Here is a 1751-nt window from a genome sequence, read left to right as displayed (position 1 = left end):
CGGGCCGGAACTCGACGGCGGTCGGGTCCTGCACCTCGAGGTACTCCGCCGCGAGCGTCGGCGCGAGATCGGAATCGACGCCGGCGCGCCGTGCGACCTCGGTAAAGAGGTGCTCGTAGAACTCGCGGTCCGTCTCGGCGGTCGGCAGGTCCGGCACGGCAGCCCGGAGATCCGCGGGCGTACAGAACGACTCGCAGCCGGCGCGCTCGAACGTCGACTCGAGCAGGGTCGCGGCGTCCTGGGTCGGCTCGCAGAGCGTGGAATCGAGATCGAAACAGATCGCGTCGTAGGCAGCCATCTGCTCTGTTGTAGGAGCGGGGGCGTTCTCAACGTTTCGCCGACCGTGTAAACGAGCGTGGGAGAAAGGTACCGCTGACAGTAACAGCCTGAAAGCCCCGACGCGCTCGCCGGCTGCAGCTCGCTGTGATCCTCACCTCGCTGCGCTCGGTTGCGGTTCTTGCGTCGCTTCGCTCGACGAGAGCGTCGCCCCTTTCATTCCCACCCGGCTGGGGGTTGATCGGGCGGCAGAAACCCGCCGGTTGGGTGGAGCGGGTTCGACTCGAGTCCACACCGACGATTCCGCAGCTGTTATTTTCGTTGACACGCCTCTCGGCGTATGGAGGTCGTCAAGCGAGTGCACGTCGTCCCGCTGGGCCACGAGTTCGATCGGATCCTCGAGCCGATCCGAGACCAGCGGGCCGATCTGGTCTATCTGCTCGAGGCCGACGGTGCGGACGGCGGGGGGACGGGGCGCGAACGACGGGGTGAGAACGAGGGTGGTACCGCCGAGCGATACGCGACGGCGACGGCCGAGTACCACGACGCGTTGTGCGATGAACTCGAGTCCATCGTCCCCGAAGTGCGGACGTGGGAGTGCGATCTGACGGACGTCTACGCGGTGCTCGGCGAGGTGACGACGATCGCCGACGTCCACGCCGACGATCAGGTGTACGTCAACGTTTCCGGGGCCGGAACGATCCCGGCGATCGGCGCGACGATCGCGTGCATGGACGTCTCGACCGACGCACGCGCCTACTACGTCGAGCCATCGTCGTACGCCCACGACGGGACGAGCGAACCCGTCTCCTCCGGCGTCGACGAGATCGAGGGGATACCGACCTATCCGATCGAATCGCCGACGCGCGATCAGGTCGCGATCATGGAATTCCTCGCCGACCCGGCCGCGTGGGACGGGTTCCACGACGATCGGACGGCACCGCCCAAGAAGAAAGACCTCATCGAGTACGCCCGCGATCAGGAACTCTCCTTCATGGCCGATCGCCGCTCGCCCGACGAGCGCTCGGGCGAGGACAAAGGCGCGTTTCGGGTGTTGGATACCCACGTCCTCGAGCCGCTCGCCGAGGACGGCTACGTCACGATCGAGTCGGTCGGCCGCCGCCGCGTGGTCGAACTGACCGAGCGGGGCGAGAACGCGTACCGAGCGTTCCATCACAAGCTCATGGACGACGCCGGCGGGCAACGAGAAGGAGCGCCAGCGGAGGGAGCGCCAGTGGGGAAGGGCAGTGGGGGAAGCGAAGCCGAGGGTGGAGCGCGAAGGTAATGCGAAGACGGCGGCTCAATCTTCGCAGTGGACCAGCACGTAGAGCCTCGTCCCCAGGCGAGCGAGCTCGAGGTCGGCCTCGAGCCGGTCGATGTGATCGCGAAGGGCGGCCGCGTCGAGCCCCGGGACCTCGCAGTCGGTGCGGGAATCGAGGTGGCTGCTCGCGCGAGCGAGCAGGAAGGGCGCGGCG

General features: G+C 67.3%; 2 protein-coding genes. One reads left to right on the top strand and one right to left on the bottom strand.

Features of this window, described 5'->3' with window-relative positions; translation table 11 throughout:
* Positions 1-298 (bottom strand): HAD family hydrolase (locus PGX04_RS23335; protein WP_465263840.1); only part of this gene is annotated, 298 nt, incomplete at its 3' end.
* A 318-nt stretch (positions 299-616) separates the two neighbouring features.
* Between PGX04_RS23335 and PGX04_RS23330 the strand changes: the two genes are divergently transcribed.
* On the top strand, positions 617-1561 hold the full coding sequence (locus PGX04_RS23330) for an HFX_2341 family transcriptional regulator domain-containing protein (protein WP_273740698.1): 945 nt from the start codon (positions 617-619) through the stop codon (positions 1559-1561).
* The last annotated feature ends 190 nt before the right edge of the window (positions 1562-1751 follow it).

The organism is Natrinema soli, assembly GCF_028618695.1.
Note: the sequence above shows the minus strand (reverse complement) of the source record. Positions and strands in the feature narration are given on the sequence as shown.